Annotated in this window: 15 protein-coding genes and 2 tRNA genes; 12 read left to right on the top strand and 5 right to left on the bottom strand. The window is 65.1% G+C overall.

Annotation, left to right across the window (positions count from 1 at the left end; genetic code table 11):
* Window positions 1-41: 41 nt before the first annotated feature.
* Window positions 42-704: a LutC/YkgG family protein gene (locus CJU94_RS10280; RefSeq protein WP_095418600.1), complete on the bottom strand. Its 663-nt coding sequence runs from the start codon at window positions 702-704 to the stop codon at window positions 42-44.
* Between the two features lie 160 nt (window positions 705-864).
* Window positions 865-2,061: a nicotinate phosphoribosyltransferase gene (gene pncB, locus CJU94_RS10275; RefSeq protein ID WP_095418599.1), complete on the bottom strand. Its 1,197-nt coding sequence runs from the start codon at window positions 2,059-2,061 to the stop codon at window positions 865-867.
* A gap of 330 nt (window positions 2,062-2,391) precedes the next feature.
* Between pncB and fdxA the strand changes: the two genes are divergently transcribed.
* The 8 genes from fdxA (at window position 2,392) to CJU94_RS10235 (ending at window position 7,111) form a co-directional block, all read left to right on the top strand.
* The gene (gene fdxA / locus CJU94_RS10270; protein ID WP_091792539.1) at window positions 2,392-2,715 is read left to right on the top strand and encodes a ferredoxin FdxA; all 324 of its coding nucleotides are present in this window, start codon (window positions 2,392-2,394) and stop codon (window positions 2,713-2,715) included.
* A gap of 115 nt (window positions 2,716-2,830) precedes the next feature.
* A tRNA-Asn gene (locus CJU94_RS10265) sits at window positions 2,831-2,906 on the top strand.
* A gap of 77 nt (window positions 2,907-2,983) precedes the next feature.
* Window positions 2,984-3,059: transfer RNA gene (locus CJU94_RS10260), tRNA-Asn, on the top strand.
* A 229-nt stretch (window positions 3,060-3,288) separates the two neighbouring features.
* Window positions 3,289-3,765 (top strand): CreA family protein, encoded by a 477-nt coding sequence (locus CJU94_RS10255; RefSeq protein WP_095418598.1) that lies wholly within the window; start codon window positions 3,289-3,291, stop codon window positions 3,763-3,765.
* 282 nt (window positions 3,766-4,047) lie between these two features.
* On the top strand, window positions 4,048-4,878 hold the full coding sequence (locus tag CJU94_RS10250) for an AraC family transcriptional regulator (RefSeq protein ID WP_095418597.1): 831 nt from the start codon (window positions 4,048-4,050) through the stop codon (window positions 4,876-4,878).
* A 100-nt stretch (window positions 4,879-4,978) separates the two neighbouring features.
* Window positions 4,979-5,740, top strand: coding sequence for an AzlC family ABC transporter permease (locus CJU94_RS10245; protein WP_095418596.1), 762 nt, complete (start codon window positions 4,979-4,981; stop codon window positions 5,738-5,740).
* On the top strand, window positions 5,737-6,060 hold the full coding sequence (locus tag CJU94_RS10240; protein WP_095418595.1) for an AzlD domain-containing protein: 324 nt from the start codon (window positions 5,737-5,739) through the stop codon (window positions 6,058-6,060). The genes CJU94_RS10245 and CJU94_RS10240 overlap by 4 nt, the downstream gene beginning before the upstream one ends.
* A gap of 283 nt (window positions 6,061-6,343) precedes the next feature.
* Window positions 6,344-7,111, top strand: coding sequence for a DUF4088 family protein (locus CJU94_RS10235; RefSeq protein WP_095418594.1), 768 nt, complete (start codon window positions 6,344-6,346; stop codon window positions 7,109-7,111).
* A 281-nt stretch (window positions 7,112-7,392) separates the two neighbouring features.
* Here CJU94_RS10235 and CJU94_RS10230 read toward each other — a convergent pair whose 3' ends face one another.
* The 3 genes from CJU94_RS10230 to CJU94_RS10220 form a co-directional block, all read right to left on the bottom strand.
* Window positions 7,393-9,519, bottom strand: coding sequence for an ATP-dependent helicase (locus CJU94_RS10230; protein WP_095418593.1), 2,127 nt, complete (start codon window positions 9,517-9,519; stop codon window positions 7,393-7,395).
* 243 nt (window positions 9,520-9,762) lie between these two features.
* Window positions 9,763-10,026 carry a hypothetical protein gene (locus tag CJU94_RS10225; RefSeq protein ID WP_095418592.1) on the bottom strand — a complete coding sequence of 88 codons (264 nt, stop codon included), beginning with the start codon at window positions 10,024-10,026 and terminating at the stop codon, window positions 9,763-9,765.
* Window positions 10,027-10,138: 112 nt separating this feature from the next.
* Window positions 10,139-10,606, bottom strand: a complete 468-nt coding sequence (locus tag CJU94_RS10220; protein WP_095418591.1) for a hypothetical protein — start codon at window positions 10,604-10,606, stop codon at window positions 10,139-10,141.
* A 317-nt stretch (window positions 10,607-10,923) separates the two neighbouring features.
* Between CJU94_RS10220 and CJU94_RS10215 the strand changes: the two genes are divergently transcribed.
* The 4 genes from CJU94_RS10215 (at window position 10,924) to CJU94_RS10200 (ending at window position 15,980) form a co-directional block, all read left to right on the top strand.
* Entirely contained in the window at window positions 10,924-11,142 is a 219-nt protein-coding gene (locus CJU94_RS10215) for an RNA-binding S4 domain-containing protein (protein WP_095418590.1), read from the top strand.
* A gap of 250 nt (window positions 11,143-11,392) precedes the next feature.
* Window positions 11,393-12,805: an MATE family efflux transporter gene (locus tag CJU94_RS10210; RefSeq protein WP_095418589.1), complete on the top strand. Its 1,413-nt coding sequence runs from the start codon at window positions 11,393-11,395 to the stop codon at window positions 12,803-12,805.
* A gap of 337 nt (window positions 12,806-13,142) precedes the next feature.
* Window positions 13,143-14,102 carry a ketopantoate/pantoate/pantothenate transporter PanS gene (gene panS / locus CJU94_RS10205; RefSeq protein WP_095418588.1) on the top strand — a complete coding sequence of 320 codons (960 nt, stop codon included), beginning with the start codon at window positions 13,143-13,145 and terminating at the stop codon, window positions 14,100-14,102.
* A 201-nt stretch (window positions 14,103-14,303) separates the two neighbouring features.
* On the top strand, window positions 14,304-15,980 hold the full coding sequence (locus CJU94_RS10200; protein WP_095418587.1) for a phospholipase D family protein: 1,677 nt from the start codon (window positions 14,304-14,306) through the stop codon (window positions 15,978-15,980).
* Window position 15,981: the final 1 nt, after the last annotated feature.

Below are 15,981 nucleotides of genomic sequence, written 5' to 3'. Positions count from 1 at the left end.
GCCTGAAACCAGGCGACCCGCGGCACCGCCGCGCTTGCCGCTCAGGCGCCCTGCACGACGATTACATGCACCCGGTAAGGCCCATGCGCGCCGAGCACGATGGTTTGCTCGATATCGCCGGTACGCGAAGGCCCGGAGACGAAATTGACCGCGCGCGGAAGTTCGCCGCGTTCTTTACGGATCAGTCCGAACGCCTCTTCATGACCCGAGACGATGCGCGAAGCCGGCACGATGGCAATGTGCGTCTCCGGCAGCAGACCGGCCGACGCATATGTTTCCGGTCCGGACAGCAACACGAGCGTGCCGGTCTCGGCGGTGGCGCAGAAGCAGCCGGTGAGACCGACCACGTCGCCGTCTTGCGGCTTGCGGAATTCGACGCTGAGGCCAGCTTCGGCCCAGTGCAGCTCCTGCAGCGTTTGCCAGGCGATCGCCTGCAGCGGCAATGCATGCTGCACGAGGTAGCGATGCGCCGCCGCCGGCACGTCGCTCAGTGCCTGAACCGAATCGACGGTGGTCGCCATTTTCCGCGCCTCTTCGATGAAGCGGGCGACGAGGTCGGCCGGCATCTCCGGACGCGGCCCGGCAGGATGGCGCGCCACGTAGTCGGCGGCGGCCTCGCGCTCGACAGCGGACGGCTCCGGCTCACGCCCTTGTGCTGCGCGGATGCGCGCCAGAATGTTGCGTCGGGCAATCGATGTATCCATGTGCGAAATCCTCGTGTCGACAGCCGTGCGGGATGGCGGGAATTATACCGGCCGCCCTGCGCGCGGCCACCCTGGCCAAACGGGGTATTGCCGCGTATCGCACACGTGGCTTACGCTACAGCAGCTGGGTAGCCAACCAGGAAGCCAAGCGGGAAGCGCGTTACTTCGCCGCCTCTTCCTCGGGCTGCGCAATGCCGAACACCTGGCGCAAATAAGCGAGGTAAGCCTTGTCTTCGCACATGTTCTTGCCCGGCGAGTCCGACAGCTTCGCCACCGGCTGGCCATTGCAGCGAACCATCTTGATGACGATCTGCAGCGGGTTGTAGCCGAGGTCGTTGGTGAGATTCGTGCCGACGCCGAATGCCAGCTTGCAGCGGCCGCGAAAGCGCTCGTAGAGTTGCAGCACTTTCGGAATGTCGAGCGCGTCGGAAAACACGAGGATCTTGGTGCGCGGGTCGCAGCGATTCGCTTCGTAGTGCTTGAGCAGACGTTCGCCCCAGTCGAACGGATCGCCGGAATCGTGGCGCGCGCCGTCGAACAGCTTGCAGAAGTACATATCGAAGTCGCGCAGGAACGCTTCCATGCCGTACACGTCGGACAACGCGATGCCCAGGTCGCCGCGGTATTCCTTGGCCCACATTTCGAAGCCGAAGATCTGCGAGTCGCGCAGCCGCGGACCGAGCGCCTGACACGCCTGCAGATATTCATGCGCCATCGTGCCGAGCGGCGTGAGGCCGTGCTTCATCGCGTAGAAGACGTTGCTGGTGCCGGCGAACTGCTCGCCGAGCCCCTCTTTCAGCTTGAGGATCACTTCCTCGTGCCATTGCTTCGAGAAACGGCGGCGCGTGCCGTAGTCGGCGATCTTGCAGTCGGCGAATTCCGGACGCGCGCCGAGCAGCTTGATCTTCTCGACCAGACGGCCGCGCCCTTCGCTGTAGTCCGGCTTTTGCTGGGTATTGCGGAAGTACACTTCGTTGACGATCGCGAGCATCGGAATCTCGAACAGGATCGTATGCAGCCACGGTCCCTTGATCTCGATGTCGATTTCGCCATTGCCCTTGGGCGATGGTTCGATCGAAATGTATTTCTCGTTCAGATGGAACAGCGCGAGAAACTCGATGAAGTCGCCCTTGATGAAGCGCATGCGGCGCAGGTAGTCGAGTTCGTCGTCGGTGAAGCGAAGCTGGCAGAGCTTGCGCACTTCGTCGCGAATCTCGCCGATATACGGCACGAGATCGACATTCGGCGTACGGCAACGGAAACGGTATTCGACGTTCGCCGCGGGAAAGTGATGCAACACCACTTGCATCATCGTGAACTTGTACAGATCGGTGTCGAGCAGCGAAGTAATAATCATGATGGTGCGAACTGGACTGCAGGAAAAACGGAAGGCCCGACACGAAAGGCCCGACTCAACCATGTGCATACGGCACGCCCCGTGCGCGCCGACCTCACGCATGTTACCCGAATGCGGCCGGCCTCCGCGCGCCGCCGGGCTCTCGCGCCGCGCGCCCGACGCAGGCCTCATTGGAGCGGGGCGAAGGGCGTGTCCCTGGGCGCGCCATAAACTAATCACGAAAACATATAAAAGCCGTGGTGCGATGCTGCATGCGCCTCTTGACGTTACGATACAATAGCGCTTTTGGCGTTTGCGCCTCCCCAGATACCGCATGCAGGAGCTGCCTGAATGACTCACGTTGTGACCGAAAGCTGCATCAAGTGCCGCTATACCGACTGTGTCGATGTGTGCCCGGTGGACTGCTTTCGCGAAGGTCCCAACTTCCTCGCGATCGACCCCGATGAATGCATCGACTGCGCCGTGTGCGTGGCCGAATGCCCGGTGAACGCCATTTATGCCGAAGAAGACGTGCCGGGCGACCAGCAGAACTTCATCGAACTGAATGCCGATCTCGCGAAAAGCTGGCCGAGCATCACCAAGACCAAGGCACCGCTGCCGGAAGCCGACGAGTTCAAGGACGTGAAGGAAAAGCTCGAGCTGCTCGTGCGTTGAGTCTCGTCGCCCCCGCGTACGCAACCGAATTCGAATGAAATCGAGATGAACGCAGGGTATTGACAGCCGCTTAAGCTCCTCCTACAATTTCGTTTCTCTGCTGTTGTTGTTCTGTTCCTCGATAGCTCAGTCGGTAGAGCGCCGGACTGTTAATCCGTAGGTCCCTGGTTCGAGCCCAGGTCGAGGAGCCAAGAATTGCAAAAGCCCGTTAACCAAGACGGGCTTTTTTATGTAGATCAAGCTGTAGTTAATCAAGCTGTACTGCTGTTCCTCGATAGCTCAGTCGGTAGAGCGCCGGACTGTTAATCCGTAGGTCCCTGGTTCGAGCCCAGGTCGAGGAGCCAAAAAATTTGAAAGGCCCGCATTCGTGCGGGCCTTTTTCTTTTTGCGCGTCCCATTTCCCTACGCCGGTTCCCCTCCCCTGTTCAACACCTGGCGCCGCAATTCCAGGCGCGGCAGGTGCGCCGCGCCGCGCTCATCCACAAAAGCCCGATGACCCGCTCGCCGTTATACGATGGCGGTTTCCGGCACGCATCCCGCGCCAAGCCCAGGCGCTCCATTTCTGGCGATCCCATGAAACTCACTCTGTTGCGCATCGCGCTTGCGGCGACTGCCGCGCTTCTGCTGCCCGCGGCACACAGCGAAGAAGTCGGCAGCGTCAATACCAATTTCCATGTCACCGGTTCGGACCGCGTGGTCGTCGAGGCCTACGATGATCCGGTAGTTCAGGGCGTGACCTGCTACGTATCGCGGGCGCGTACCGGCGGCGTCAAGGGGACGCTCGGCATCGCGGAAGATCCCACCGAAGCGTCGATCGCCTGCCGTCAGGTCGGCGAAATCCACTTCACGGGCCCGGTGAAAAAACAGGCCGATGTGTTTTCGGTGAGTATGTCGCTCATCTTCAAGTCGCTGCACGTGGTGCGGGTGGTCGACGCGAAGCGCAACTCGCTGGTGTATCTCACGTACAGCGATCGGGTCGTCAGCGGTAGCGCGAAAAATAGCGTGAGTGCCGTGCCGATGCCGGCCGGCACAACGATCCCGCTGAAGTAAGCGCCCCGCCCTCCGGCAAACCGCAGCCGGCCGATGCGATGGCGGGAAGCCGGCGCATAGCCGCATTAGCCGCATCAGCCAGCCGCGCGAAGCGACACGAGACAGTGCATCACCCGGCGCTGGCAAGCTACTTCAAAAACCGGCCGCATCCGCGAGGGACCGCGAGCTACGGTAAGAAACCGCGCCATCGCGCAGCGGACGGAATCCGCGGCGCGAGCCTCGGCCGATGAAGCAGCGCCGGTCACGACGCGCTACACTGACCGGTCCTGCCGGACCTTCGCCATGACCACCGCCCATCGCTTCCAGGATTCCGCCCGCTACTGGCGCACGCCGCTTCTGCCCGGCGCGGACCTGCTCACGGCCGAGTACCACGATCACGAGTTCACACCGCATTGGCACGACGCGTACACGATTCCGGTGATCGTCGCGGGCGCCGAGGGTTATCGGTATCTCGGTTCCGACTATGTCGCCGAAGCCGGCAGCGTGCCGATCATCAATCCCGGCGAGCTGCACACCGGCTCGAAGGCGGTCGAGGCGGGCTGGCGGTATCGCGTGATGTATGCGCCGGTGGATTTCATCCACGCCCTCGCCAATGAAGTCAGCGGCAAGCCGCAGGCCTTGCCGTGGTTTGCGCCCGGGGTGATCCGCGATCCGGATCTGGCCGCGCGGCTGGCGCACGCGCATCGCCTGCTGGAAGCCGGCGGCGACGCGCTCGCCGCCGAGGCCGCCATGCTCGACGCGTTGTCCACGCTGCTGGTGCGCTATTCGCAGACGCGGCCGGAACGCTCTCGCCTCGCCACCGACGACCCACGCGTGGCGCTCATGCAGGAGCGCCTGACGGGCGAGCTCGCCGAACCCGTCACGCTCGCCGAAGTGGCTCAGGCGGCCGGGCTCTCGCCATTCCACGCGGCGCGTCTTTTCACCCAGACAACCGGTCTGCCGCCGCACGCATGGCGCAATCAGGTGCGCTTGCAGCGCGCGCTCGCGCCACTGCGCGCCGGCGTATCCGTTACGGATGTCGCGGCGGCCAGCGGCTTCACGGATCAGAGCCATTTCACGCGGCATTTCCGGCGCATGTTCGGCGTGCCGCCCGGACGCTGGCAAGGCGCCTGAAGCGGCGTTCGCGCCTGCATTGCTGGCAAGCCGCGCCCGGCCGCAAGAATGTACAAGCCCCGGCCGGCCCCGCTATGCTTCCCGAACCAAGGAGGCAAGATTGACCCATTCCACCCCGAGCCAGCCCACAAGCCACGGGCATTTAAAAGAGTTCACCGCCGGCGCGCGCGACATCATTCCGATGATGGTCGGCGCGGCGCCTTTCGGCGTCATTTACGGCACGCTCGTCGCATCCGGTCCGCTGCACCTGTGGCACGGGCAGTTGATGTCGCTCGTCGTGTTCGCCGGTTCCGCGCAGTTCATCGCACTCGGCCTGATCGCCGGCCACGCCAGTTTCGCCGTGATCTGGGCGACCACGCTCGTGGTCAATTTGCGTCACGTGCTGTATAGCGCCACGCTCGCACCGCACGTGGCCCATCTGTCGGCACGCTGGCGCTGGGCGCTCGGCGCGCTGCTCACGGACGAAGTCTTCGCGGTCGCGTGGGAGCATTACCGGCACCGGGAACCCGGCACGGTCGGCCCGCACTACTTCTTCGGCGCGGGTCTCGCCATGTACCTGAACTGGCAACTCTGGACCGTCGCCGGATTGTTGTTCGGCGCGGCGTTTCCGGGGCTGCAATCGCTCGGACTCGATTTCGCGATGGTCGCCACCTTCATCGCGATCGTCGTGCCGCAACTCGTCGCGTTGCGCTACATCGCGGCCGCCGTCACCGCGGGGACGCTGGCCTTCTTCTGGCAAGCGTGGCCGTACAAGCTCGGGCTGCTGGGCGCGGTATTCGCGGGCGTGGCGATCGGCGTGCTGCTGTCCACCTCGCGCCCGAACCTGCGCGGCACGGGCACCACCGCGGAGGCGTCGCGATGAACTATGTGGTCCTGATTCTCGGCATGGCGGCCATCACCTGGGTGATCCGCGCCGCCGTCTTCGTGCTCGGCGACCGGTTGGTGTTTCCGCCGCTCGTGCGCACCGCCCTCGGTTTCGTGCCGGTTACCGTGCTGACCGCGATCATCGTGCCGATGGCGGTTTCACCGCACGGCAGCGACGCCGAACTGACCTGGCGCAATCCGCAACTGGTCGGCGCGCTGGCTGCGGTGCTCGTCAGCGCGTTGACGCGGCGGCCGCTTCTGACCATCGCGGTCGGCCTGGCGGTGTTTTTCGCCTGGCAAGGTCTGGTGCTCAACTAGGCGCACGCCGCCTGGATGGCGGCGTCGGCTTCATCCGGCCTGCGGCACGCGCGCGCACGCCGGGCGACGCTTTGCTCTAAAGCGGGCGACGCAACCCCGCGCGCCCTTAAGTTTCCCCCCGATCCGCCGTTATGCAGTCGAGGTCCGCTCGTTGGGATACGTCCCGCCGGTTACGCGGCCACAGGCAGGAATCAAACGCGCCGGCATCGAACGCCGCGTCTCCCAAGGCCCGCGCGGCCGGTGGTGTGGCGAGGCCGCGCGGCAGGACCAAACGGGATAACTCATGGGTCAAATCACCCTCACGCTCAAAGACGAGACCATCGCGACACTGCGCAAGGATTTCGACGCGTTTCTGCGGGTATCGCTGAAGCTCGATCCGCAGTTCGCGACGCCGTCGTTTGAGGATTTTCTGCGCGCCAAGCTGCTCGACAATATGGTGCCGCTGACCGAACACGCGGTTCAGCGGATGTTGCAGGGCGGCCAGTACGCCTGGGCGAAGCGGACGCTCGACAAGGAGTTTCCGGATGTCGTCGCGATCCTGATGCGGCAGGCGGGGGAATTCGGCTTTGGCTTCGCGGCCCGCTCGGAATGGACGCCGGAAGAGCTCGCCAAGCAATGCCGGGAGTGGGCGGCGGCGATCGTCAAGGAAGCGGAAGGCGACGCCGCGCTGATCGATCCGCTCGCGGCGCAGATCAAGAGCGCGGCGCAGGACATTCAGGCGCTCGAGGAAGTCATGCAGACACCGGCCTGGCGGCTGGTCGAATCACTGCGCCAGCGCGTCTATGAGGCGAAAGTGGCGTGCGAAACGAGCGTGGGCAGCACCGCGCGCGAAAAGCTCGGCGAACTGCGCGGGCTGTTGCGGCTGGGCATTTCGCACGGTTCGTTCCAGAAACAGGAAGCGCAGCAGATCATGGAATTCCTGCGTTTGCTGAAACCGGAGATTTTCGTCGAAGAGCCGTACGACGTGTTTTCGCGTATGGCGGCCTGGTTGCGCAACTTCTTCGTGCCGCCGCGTCCGACGCCGCAGCAGCAACAACGGCAGTCGCGCTGAAAATCAGCACGGACGGAGACCAGCGCCCAGTCACCGGCAACCTGCATCTCGGGTCGGAGCGCCGCGTGTGCAGCAGGACGGCTCCGGCGCGTTCTGCCACAGGCTGGCCGCAACCGCAGCCGCTGACCCCGAAGCGACCTCACACCCGACCTCACACCCAATAGCGGCAAGGGCGGCGAGCCTAGCGTTCATTTCCCCGCGTTGCAAGGCCGCGTTGCGAGGCTAACGGTCTTTTCCTCGCGTCGCGCCCGGCGTCGATCGCACGGCGCGCCGCCGCGCTCTCAATCCCACATCTTCCTGAGTTTCGCCGCGATCTCGATCTTCGCCTGCGCGGCCGCCGCCAGCCCGGCCGCCGTGGGTGCGCTCGGCACCGGCACGCGCGGCCATGCATAGGCGTCGAACAGCGGCATCAGATGCGCAGGAATGAAGCGCGTGCGCGACGCCCACACGTGCCGATCGCCCATATGCGTCTGGTTGTGCACGTAAAAGCGCTGCGGCACGACGATATGCAGATCCTCTTTTGCGCGCGTCATCGCCACGTAAAGCAGACGGCGCTCCTCGTCGATTTCCTCTTCGCTGCCGGTGCCGAGGTCCGACGGAATGCAGCCGTCCACGCCGTTCAGCACGAACACGTTGCGCCACTCCTGCCCCTTCGCGGAATGGATCGTGGAGAGGATCAGGTAGTCCTCGTCGAGCAGCGGCACGCCGGATTCGTCGCTGGTGGCGTCGGGCGGATCGAGCGTCAGTTCGGTCAGAAAGCGTTCGCGCGACGCATACGTGCCCGCGATGCTCTCCATCTGCAACACGTCCGCATGACGGATCGCCGCGTCCTCGTGGTTGCGCTCGAGATGCGGCTCATACCAGCGGCGCACCATTTCGAATTCGGCGGGCCACGGCGTTTGCCGCCCGTACACGCTCGACATCAGCTTGACGAACGGATGCCAGTCTTCCTGCGCACGAGCCGGCGCGGCGAAGGCGGCCAGGGCGCCGCCGGCGGTGTCGGCGGGGTTGCCGCTGCCCGCGCGCGCGACGATCTCGTCGAGCACCTTCGCCGCGGTGGCGGGCCCGACGCCCGGCAGCAACTGCACGACGCGAAATCCCGCCACCCGGTCGCGCGGATTTTCCGCCCAGCGCAGCACGGCGAGCACGTCTTTCACGTGCACCGAATCGAGAAACTTCAACCCGCCGAACTTCACGAACGGAATGTTGCGCCGGGTCAGTTCGATCTCCAGCGCGGCGCTGTGATGGGCGGCGCGAAACAGCACCGCCTGCGACTTGAGCTTCATGCCCTGCTCGCGCGCCTCGAGCACCTGTTCGACGATGTAGCGCGCCTGGTCGGCCTCGTCGGCGACGCTCACCAGACGCGGGCGCTGCGCCGACGCCTTGTCGGTCCACAAATTCTTCGTGTAGCGCTCGCTGGCCAGCTCGATCACCGCATTCGACGCCGCCAGAATCGGCGCGGTCGACCGGTAATTGCGTTCGAGCGTGACCTGCTTGGCCGGTGGATCGAACTGCGCGGGGAAATCGAGAATGTTGCGCACGGTCGCGCCGCGAAACGAGTAGATCGACTGGGCGTCGTCGCCGACCACGGTCAGGCCGCGGCCGTCCGGCTTCAACGCGAGCAGGATCGACGCCTGCAGACGGTTGGTGTCCTGATACTCGTCCACCAGCACGTGGTCGAAGCGCGCCGACAGGTCGGCCGCGATGGCCGGCTCGGCGGCCATGAGCGACCAGTAAAGCAGCAGGTCGTCGTAGTCGAGCACGCTCTGCTTCTGTTTGGCCTCCACGTAGGCGGCAAACAGCACGCGCAGATCGGCCTCCCATTCACGGCACCAGGGGAACGCGTTGTCGAGCACCTGGCCGAGCGACGCGCCGGTGTTCACCACGCGCGAATAAATGGCAAAGCACGTGCCCTTCGCCGGGAAGCGCCGCTCTTTCGCCGACAGGCCGAGCTCATGGCGCACCAGATTCATCAGGTCGGCGGAATCCTCGCGGTCGTTGATCGTGAAGGCCGGCGCGAGGCCGATCAGGTCCGCGTACTCGCGCAAGAGCCGCGCGCCGACGCTGTGGAACGTGCCGGCCCACGTGAGCCCTTGCGCCAGCGCGGCCCGCGTGCCGAGCGCCGCGCCGGCGATGCGCGTGACGCGGCGGATCATTTCGAGCGCGGCGCGGCGCGAGAAGGTCAGCAGCAGGATGCGGCGCGCATCGGCGCCGTTTACGACAAGGTTGGCGACCCGGTGCGCGAGCGTGTTGGTCTTGCCGGAACCGGCGCCCGCGATCACCAGCAATGCGCCGGGTGGCGCGGTGGGCGTGTCGGCGCCGTATTCGACGGCTTCGCGCTGCGCGTCGTTGAGCTTGGCGAGCCACGCGGCGGTATCGAACGACGGGGATTCGGCGACGGAGAGCACGATCGGTTTGGGCTTGGGGTGGATTCAATATGGCGACGCATACTGTATATCCATACAACCCTCGTAGACAAGCGACCCTTTTTTCGCTCGGCGCTCCGCACGCGCCCGGCGCGCGGCGCGCGGCGGCGGCTGCATCTGAATCGCGCGCAAAAATGGCCCGTGGCTCGAAAGCGCACGGGCCTTTCGTCGAAGCCGCAACGCAATGACATTCACACGCCGGTGCGTTGCGAACAGCGACGTTGCCTACTGCTTCTTCGCATCCTTCAGATTGGCGTCGGCGCTGGCCTTGTCGGCGTCGGCCTGAGCCTCGGTCTTCGTCTTGTCGGCCTTGGCTTGCGCGACGGACGCTTTCTTGTCCGCCTTCGACTGCTCTTTGGCCGCCTTCTTGTCGGCGTGGGTGACCGGCGCCGCGGCCGGATCGCTAGCCTGAGCGAAGGCAACCGATGACAGGCAGCCCGCGATCAAGGCGGCGTAAATTCTGGACTTCAGGGACGGGTTGATACTCATGCGAGACCTCCGTGAAACGAAAAACCTGAACCACGTGATTCTTCAAACGCGCCCGGTCAAAGCGGCCGCGACGGCCATGCACACCGCCACGCGACCGCCTGGACGCTCAGCCTCAGTGCTTGACGTCGGCGCCGTCCGACTGGACGCCCGCCTGGCCTTGCATTTCCATCTTCATTTCGTTATTGGCGGCCTGCTTGTCCGCCTTCTGGTTGATCTTGGCGCCGCGCACCTGATCCTTGTACTGCTCCTTGGCGGCCTTCTGCTGATCCTTCAGCTCGGCCTTGGACGCCTTCTTCGACGCGCGATACTCGGCGTTAGCCTTCGCATTGGCGTCGCGCTTCTGCACCAGCGGGTCGGTCGAACCGGACGCCGTCAGACGCGTCGGCGGCGGCGTCACCGGCTGCACGCCCTGAGCGGCGGGCGCAGCGGGCGCAAGGTCGGCGCCTTGCGCCTGCACCTGCGGCTGGCCGTTCGTCCCCTCAGCCGGTTGCGCGGTCTGCGCGATGGCGGCGCCGGCCGCGAAAGCTGTCACAGCGGCGGCAACGGCGGTATTGATCAGAAGCGTTCGAATCTGGGTCATGACTCATCCTCTCTAAAGTTGTTGTGACGCGGGCGGCCTGTCTGGCGTTGCGCATTGTCGAGGCGCTCGGCGAGCGCGCTCTGCGTGCCTCGCCCGGTCTGCTCGCTACCGAATAAATCCGGCAGGCTTTACCACTGACCTGCACTTTACGAGTGAAGTTCTTGTTTTGCGATCGGCGTTACGCAACGTTTCACTTTCTGACAACCGCATAACATCTGCTTGCAGATGCTCACATCATCACGGCGCACACCTCGAACTTCATCCAGGGCAAGCTTCTGGCTTATGATGCGAACCCTTTTCCCGAAGGCGCAAACGCCATGCCCAATCTCGATTTCACCCTTACCGGCGACTACGTCGAACTGCACAATCTCCTGAAGATAACGGGGCTTGCGGATAGCGGCGGCTCGGCAAAAATGATGGTGGCGGACGGCGCGGTCACCGTCGACGGCCGGGTCGAAACGCGTAAAACCTGCAAAATCCGCGCGGGACAGGTCGTGTCGCTCGGCGATACGCGGATTGCAGTCCACGAGGCCTGACGGCGCGGCCATCTCCCGCGGTTCCGAAAACTCGGAGGGGCGCGCGCACCAAAATCGTGCTTCTTCCATCGACAGCGCCGCGCCTAAGCAATAAGCTCTCAGTTTCGACAAACAAACAATCGGCTGACACCTCCGGCTGGCGCTTGCCTCGCGCTTTCGTCCAGGCTCTCCGAGCCGCCGCCTTCGCCACCGCCCGCGCGACTACCGCGCCCGCCGTCGCGCTGTCGCCACATCCGCCGCCAAGCGCTCCATGACTCAATCCGGCTTCACCCGGGTGGCCGCCCGGCCGCCGACCCTGACCCGCCACGTGGCGGACACCGCCCGTCTCGCCGCGCCGCTCGCCATCGCGCAGCTTTCGCAAATGGCGATGGGCGTCACCGACACGATCCTGCTCGGCTCGCTCGGCCCCGACGCGCTGGCGGCCGGCGGCCTCGGCGCCAACCTGTTCTTCGTGGTGGTCACACTGCTGCAAGGCGTGCTGACCTCCGTCAGCGTGAGTGTGTCGCACGCGCGCGGCGCGCAGGACGAAGGCCGCGTGCCGCATATCTACTGGACGGGCTTGGTGCTGTCCGTGCTCCTGTCGGTGCCGGCGTTCTTCCTGCTCTCGTTCGCCACGCCGATCCTGCTCGCCTTCGGCGAACCCGCGCTGCTCGCCCACAACGTCGGCGAATACGCGGCGGTGCTGCGCTGGGGCTCGCTCGGCAGCCTGATCGGCGTCGGCCTGATGCGCTCGTTCCTGCCGGCCATCGGCGCGGCCAAACGGCTGCTGTGGGTGTCGCTGGTGAGCGTCGGCGTGAACGGCTTTCTCAACTACGGCCTGATCCACGGCGCCTATGGTCTGCCGCGGCTCGGTTTTCTCGGTTCGGCGGCCGCCACTTCCATCACCGTCTGGCTGAGTGCGCTCGTGCTGATGGCGCTACTACACCTGCGGCCGCGCTATCGTCATTTCGTCGTCGCCACCCGGCCGAACGTGCCGCTGATGGGCGAACTGTTCGGCATCGGCTGGCCGGTTGCGATCACCTACGGCGTCGAGTCGACGCTCTTTCTCGCCACCGGCCTGATGGTCGGCCTGCTCGGCGAATCGCAGCTGGCCGCGCATCAGATCGCGCTGAACGTCGCCTCGGTGGCCTTCATGGTGCCGCTCGCGATCGGCCAGGCGGCCAACGTGCGCGTCGGCTTCTGGTCCGGCGCCGGCCAGCCGCTCGCCGCGCGGCACGCCGGGTTCGTGGCGCTCGCGCTCGGCGTCGCTTTCATGACGCTGTCGGGCCTCGTGCTGATCGCCGCGCCGCACTGGATCGTCGGCCTCTATCTGCATCTCGACGACCTGGCCAACGCGGCCACGGTCGCGCTCGCGAGTTCGCTGCTCGGCGTGGCCGCGATCTTCCAGATCGTCGACGGCATGCAGACGGTCGGTTCCGGCTGTCTGCGCGGCCTCAAAGACACCCGTGTCCCGATGATCGCCGCCGCGTTCGGTTACTGGGTGATCGGCTTTCCGACCGGCTACACGCTGGCGTTTCACTTCGGCCTCGGCGCGCGCGGCTTGTGGTGGGGGCTCGCCGCCGGTCTCGCGAGCGTCGCGCTGCTGATGACACTGCGCTTTCACAAACTGAGCCTGCGGCGCGTGCCGGCCGCGCCCGCGGCACAGCCGGTCGAATCCGTTTGAAGCCGGGTTCGCGGCGCGTGCCGGCTCCGCTTCGCGCTGCCTTCACCCAAGGCGTTTCGGCACGGCGCGGCTGGTTGCACGCGCAACCATAGGCACGCGAGTCGTTCGCCGTGGCAGGTAGAATGCGGCGTTCCGACTCACGGCCGCCTATCCGCGCCCATGCGCCGAAAACCCACCTGCGCGCCTCAAAAAGGCCAGCGCCGCCCGAAGGCTCATCTCCCGCCATCACGGCTTGCCGCGCTCACGCGGCAGACTCCGGCGAGCACGCCACCACCGGTGTCGTGCCGCTCGACCGACCCTGCTTCTCGCGATAAAACATAATCAAGGACCACCCCTCATGCTTGCCCGCGTCACCCGTCTTTTCCCGCTCTGGGCCGTGCTCGTTTCGATTGCCGCGTACAGTTCGCCCGCTTCGTTCTCCGGCATCGCGCCGCACGTCACCGCGCTGCTGACCATCATCATGCTCGCGATGGGCGTCACGCTCTCGGTGGCCGACTTCCAGCGTGTCTTCACGCGGCCCGCGCCGGTGATCGCCGGCATCGTGCTGCACTATCTCGTCATGCCGCTCGCCGCATGGGTGATCGCCAAGGCGTTGCGCATGCCGCCGGATCTCACCGCCGGCATGGTGCTGGTGGGCAGCGTGGCGAGCGGCACGGCGTCGAACGTGATGATCTATCTGGCGCGTGGCGACGTTGCGTTGTCGGTGACGATCAGCGCGCTGTCGACCCTGGTCGGCGTATTCGCGACGCCACTGCTCACGCGGCTCTACGTGGACGCCTCGATCGCCGTCGACGTGCACGGCATGCTGATGAGCATTCTGCAGATCGTCGCGTTGCCGATCGTGATCGGGCTGATCGTCAATCATCTGTTCGGCAAAATCGTGCGCAGGATCGAACCGGTTCTGCCGCTGATCTCGATGGTCGCGATCGTGCTGATCATCGGCGCGGTGGTGGGCGGCACGCAGAAGAGCATCGCATCGGTCGGCCTCGTGGTGATGCTGGGCGTGGTGCTGCATAACGGCATCGGCCTGCTCGGCGGCTATTGGGGCGGCCGTCTGCTCGGCTTCGACGAAGCGGTGTGCCGCACGCTCGCCATCGAAGTGGGCATGCAGAACTCGGGCCTCGCCGCGACGCTCGGCAAGCTCTATTTCACGCCGATCGCGGCGTTGCCGGGCGCGCTGTTTTCGGTGTGGCACAACCTGTCGGGCTCGCTGCTCGCCGGTTACTGGGCAGGACGTCCCGCAAAAGGCTCGACGCGTGTGGAGAGCGATCAGGCGTTGCACGCCGAGCACGGCTAATCCGATTTTCACGCAGTGACGCGTGGCGCGTTCGCTTGGCGACCGCGCCACGTCGAACCGCGTCGCCCCCCGCGAGCGGCGAGCGGAACAAAGAAACCCGCTTGCCTGATTCCCCTTAGAATGCATTTCTCGACAGCGTGAACGACTCGCGCGCTGTCGCCCGCTGTCGCCATTAGAAGCCAGCAAACCAGGGGGAAAAGCGTGCCGTCGCATCCAGATCAAAGCAGGGCCGCACTGCAACGCCAGCGCGCGCTCCGCGGACCCCACGGCAAGTCCGCCTGGGGCACAACGAGACAATTCTTCCTGCTGTGCTGCGCCACGGCACTATTGGCCGCCTGTGCCACCAGGCCGCCGGCCACCGAGTTCGACCGGCACGTCACACACGCCCTGCCCGTTACGGAAACAACCCCGCTTCGCACAGCACTCGCGCCGCTCGAAGCCGCGCATCCGGATCAATCCGGTTTCCGGATCCTCCCGAACGGCACGGACGCCTTGCAGATGCGCATTGCCCTCGCGCGCGCCGCGACGCGAACCCTCGACATGCAGTACTACATCGCCAACGAGGACACCACCGGCAAGCTGCTGCTCGGTGCCGCGCTCTATGCGGCCGATCACGGCGTGCGGGTGCGCATGCTGGTCGACGATCTCAACTTCAAGGACATCGACCGCATCATGGCGGGGTTGAACTCGCACGAGAACATCGAGATTCGCGTGTTCAATCCGTTCGGCAGCGCGCAGGAAGGCATGTTCGAACGCACCACGAACGTGTTCACGCAAATCGGCCATTTCACGCGCCGCATGCATAACAAGGCGATGATCGCGGACAATCAGTTGGCGATCGTGGGCGGCCGCAATCTCGGCGACGAATATTTCAGCGCGAGCGAAACGCTGCAGTTCCGCGATCTCGACGTGCTGGCCGCGGGTCCCATCACCGCCGACATCTCCGCGAGCTTCGACGACTACTGGAACAGCAGCATCTCCTATCCGTTGCGCGTGCTGAACAAGCAGACATTCGACGCCAAGGAACTGGACCAGACTCGCGACGAGTTGCGCCAGCACTGGCGCACCAACGCCGATCCGTACAACGCGAAACCGCTGAACGCCACCCCGCTCGCTTCGCAGATCGCCAAAGATCAGCTCAGCCTCACCTGGGCGCCGGCCGAGTTCAAAGCGGACTTGCCGGAGAAGATCGTGCATCCGTCGCCGGACTATGTGAGCCCGCCCATGCAGCGGCTCGGCGAATTGATGCGCGATGCGCAGAAAGACTTCCTCGTCATCTCGCCTTACTTCGTGCCGCATGACGCCGGTGTGAAGACAGCCGGCGAACTGACGCATCGCGGCGTGCGCATCGCCGTGCTGACCAACTCGCTCGCCGCCACCGACGCGGTCGCCGTGCAGGCCGGCTACAGTCCGTTTCGCGTGCCGCTGCTGCGCCAGGGCGTCGAGTTATACGAATTCAAGCCGCAGCAGAACTCGCCGCGCGTGGGCTTCGCCGGCTCGCGCTCGCGCGCCAGTCTGCATGCAAAAACCTATGTGATCGATCGGAAGATTCTGGTGATCGGCTCGATGAACCTCGATCCGCGTTCGGCCAATCTGAACACCGAACTGGCGCTGGTGATCCATAGCCCGCCGCTCGCCGAACAGGTGGCGCAAATCTTCGAACGTGCCACGTCGCCCGAGGAAAGTTATCGCGTCACGCTCGCGGACGACGCGCAACTTGCCTATCTGCGCTCGATCGGCGCGCCGCTCTCCCCGCTCGTGTGGAGCGACGTCGAAGACGGCACGCGCCGCACCTACATATTCGATCCACAGGCCGGTTTGTACCGGAATGCGCTAACAGGTCTATTCTCCCTATTGCCCGTCAACGCAGAACTTTGAA

Source organism: Paraburkholderia aromaticivorans, assembly GCF_002278075.1.
Taxonomy (GTDB): domain Bacteria; phylum Pseudomonadota; class Gammaproteobacteria; order Burkholderiales; family Burkholderiaceae; genus Paraburkholderia; species Paraburkholderia aromaticivorans.
This window is presented reverse-complemented; position numbering and strand designations above follow the sequence as displayed.